This window comes from Streptomyces sp. C (genome assembly GCF_000158895.1).
GTDB classification, from domain to species: domain Bacteria; phylum Actinomycetota; class Actinomycetes; order Streptomycetales; family Streptomycetaceae; genus Streptomyces; species Streptomyces racemochromogenes.
Genome location: NZ_GG657750.1, coordinates 4,150,046 through 4,153,068, shown reverse-complemented (window position 1 = coordinate 4,153,068; position 3,023 = coordinate 4,150,046). Strand labels below are relative to the sequence as shown.

At 77.2% G+C, this 3,023-nt stretch carries 2 protein-coding genes and 1 pseudogene; 1 reads left to right on the top strand and 2 read right to left on the bottom strand.

Translation table 11 applies throughout. The features are described 5' to 3' along the window. A pseudogene (locus SSNG_RS43920) lies at positions 1-604 on the bottom strand (hypothetical protein); the annotation flags it as partial. 1 nt (position 605) lies between these two features. Between SSNG_RS43920 and SSNG_RS43915 the strand changes: the two are divergent. Beyond that, positions 606-899: an NPCBM/NEW2 domain-containing protein gene (locus SSNG_RS43915; RefSeq protein WP_241695079.1), complete on the top strand. Its 294-nt coding sequence runs from the start codon at positions 606-608 to the stop codon at positions 897-899. Here SSNG_RS43915 and SSNG_RS18620 read toward each other — a convergent pair. Next, a partial coding sequence (locus SSNG_RS18620) for a transcriptional regulator (RefSeq protein WP_128637021.1) occupies positions 886-3,023 on the bottom strand: 2,138 nt, incomplete at its 5' end. The two genes, SSNG_RS43915 and SSNG_RS18620, sit on opposite strands and share 14 nt — an antisense overlap.

The following is a 3,023-nucleotide window of genomic DNA, read 5'->3' as shown; positions in this document are numbered from 1 at the left end:
CGGGTGCGGGGGCTGCCGGTGGGGCCGGTGCCGGGGCCGGGGGTGCCGGTGGGGCCGGGGGTGCGGTGGTCTCCGAGGGGCTGGGGCTGCCCGCCAAGGCCGCCATCGCCGCCGGGATAGCGGTCGCCGCCGCTGCCGGGGTGGTGTTCGCGCTGACCGGGGACGAGCCCGAGCCGCAGGCCGGGCCCGCGCCCGGGGTGGTGGCGCCGGTGGCGCCCGAGGTGCCCGCGCCGTCCGTGTCCGCCGCGCCGGAGTCGGTGCCGCCGGGGGCTCCGTCGCCGGCGGCGCGGGGGCCGGTGCCGGCCCGGCGCAGCGCGTCGCCGTCGGCTCCCGCGTCCTCGGCGCCGGCCGCGACGGCCGCGGCGCCGTCCGCTCCGGTGAGCCCGCGGCCGAAGCCCTCGCCGACGCCGACGCCGTCGCCCACGCGGGTCCGGCCGACGACACCGCCGCCGCCACAGCCGCCGCAGGGGTTCCCGATCGCCGGGCTCGGGCACTCCGCGGTCGGGCGGCACACCGGTCCCGAGCTGGAGACCTGGCGCAGCAGCTGGGTGTGGCAGCGGTGGGGGCTGACGGTGGGCGGGCAGCGGTTCGGGCAGGGGATCACCGTGCACTCCCGCTCCACGGTGGAGATCACCCTCAACCGGCAGTGCACGAGCTTCTCGGCGCGGGCCGGGGTGGACGGGCTGTCGCTGCTGACCGACGGGACGGTGCGGTTCTCCGTCTACGGCGACGGGCAGCGGCTGTGGCGTTCGGGCGCCCTCGGGTACGACGACGCCCCGGTGCCGGTCCAGGTGCCGCTGGCCGGGCGTTCGACGCTGCGGCTGGTGGTGGAGCAGGCCGGGCAGGGGCACCTGCCGACGCTGGCCGGCTCCGCCGACGCGGTGATCAGCTGCCGCTGAGGCCGCCGAGGAGGGAGACGACCTCCGTCGGGGTCAGGGTCCGGCCCTCGGCCTCCGCCCTGGCCCGGCCGGCCGCCCCGAGGGCGGCGAGGGTGCGTTCCGGGAGCCCCTCCAGGGCGGCCTCCTCCGGGACCGAGCGGGGATGGCCCGCGCGCCAGGTGGTGGCCGCCGCGAGGATCCGTACGCTCTCCTCGGGACGGCCGGCGTCGGCGAGGAACAGTGACGCCGCCTCGGCGATGCCCGCCAGGACGCGCTCCGCGCAGTGCGCGGCCACCGCCCCGGCCAGGGTCCCGCCGATCCGGGCGAGGCCCGCCTCCGGGCCGTTCTCCCGGGCGTCCAGGACGGTTTCGATGAGGCCCAGCCCGGCGGTGAACTGGGCGGGCACGTTGATCCGCTCGCTCGCGGCGCGGGCGGCGGCGCAGTCGGTGCGGGCCCGGGCGAGGTCGCCGCGCTGGAGGGCGAGCGTCGCGGACAGGAACCGGCTGAAGGTGTTCACGTCGTACACCCCGCCCTGTTCGTCGGCCTCGCGGTCGGCCTCCGCGAGGAGCTTCTCGGCGGCGGCGTAGTTCCCCGCGCAGTACTCGGTCTCGGCGATGCGGGCGATGGCGAAGGGCGCCTCGATGCGGGCCCCGACCTCCCGGGCCAGGCGCAGGCACTCCTCGTAGGCGGCGCGGGCGGCGGTGAACTGGCCGCGCGAGAGGGCGGCCTCCCCGGCGGCGCTGGCCACCTGGGCGCGGATCCAGCGGTCGCCGACGCGGTGGGCGATGGCGTGGAGCTCGGCGAGGTCCGCGTCCACGGTGGAGAGGCCGCCGGTCATGTCGATGGCGAAGTGGGTGCGCATCAGCAGGGGGATGGCGGTCTCCCAGTCCCCGGCGTGGCGGCGGCAGTTGGCGATCGACTCGTCGACGCTCCGGTGGAAGTGCTCGACGTCGCCGGTGAGGAAGCAGATCGCGGGCCAGAGCATGCCGGGGAAGCGGGTGGTCTCCGGGGAGCCGTGGCGGAAGACCTCCTTGACGCGGGTGGCCTGCGCGCGGTGTTCGGGCGTGCGGAAGCGGTCCGCGTCGGCGCTCTCGGCGAGCAGGAACATGTGCAGCATGCGCAGCCGCATGTAGGGCCAGTACTCCGGGGTGCCCTCGGCCGGTTCGACGGGGGTCCGGGCGAGGATCCGTGCGGTCCAGTCGGCGCCCTCGCCGCGGTAGTCGCGCAGCCACCAGAACCAGCCCAGGGCGGCCAGCATGCGCTGGGCGATCTCGGTGGCGGCGGCGTCCTGCTCCCCCTCGATGACGGTGTGGAGGGCGGAGCGCAGGTTGTCGAGCTCGGTCTCGAAGCGGCGTATCCAGGGGAGCTGGCCGGCGGAGCGCAGCAGCGGCTCGGCCCGTTCGGTGAGGGCGAGGTAGTGCCGGGCGTGCCGGAAGGCGGTGGCGCGGGCGTCGGCGGGGTCCTCGGCGAGGCGTTCGGCGGCGTACTCGTGGATGGTCTCCAGGAGGCGGTAGCGCATTCCGTCGGGGTCGGGTTCGGCGACGACGAGGGACTTGTCGACGAGGGCCGCCATGGTGCCGGCGACGTCGGATCGGGCGTCGCCGTCCGCGCAGACGGCCTCGGCGGCCTCCAGGTCGCAGCCGCCGGCGAAGACGGACAGGCGGGCGAGGACGGTGCGCTCGGCGGTGTCGAGGAGGTCCCAGGACCAGTCGACGACGGCGCGCAGGGTCTGCTGGCGGGGCAGCAGCGTGCGGGCGCCGCCGGTCAGCAGCCGGAACCGGTCGTCGAGCCGGTCGGCGATCTGGCGCGGGGTGAGCAGCCGCAGCCGGGCGGCGGCCAGCTCGATGGCGAGCGGCAGGCCGTCGAGGCGGGCGCAGATCTCGGCGACGGCGTCCGGGTCGTCGCCGGGGTCGAATCCGGGGCGGGCGGCGGTGGCGCGGTCGGCGAAGAGGCGGTGCGCGGGGCCGGGCGGCAGCGGTTCGAGGGGGCGCAGGAACTCGCCGGGCACGCCGAGGGGCTCGCGGCTGGTGGCCAGGATCCGGACGCCGGGGCAGTGGGTGAGGAGGCGTTCGGCGAGTTCGGCGGCGGCACCGATGACGTGCTCGCAGTTGTCGGGACGAGGAGCAGGCGGCGGTGCGCGCAGTG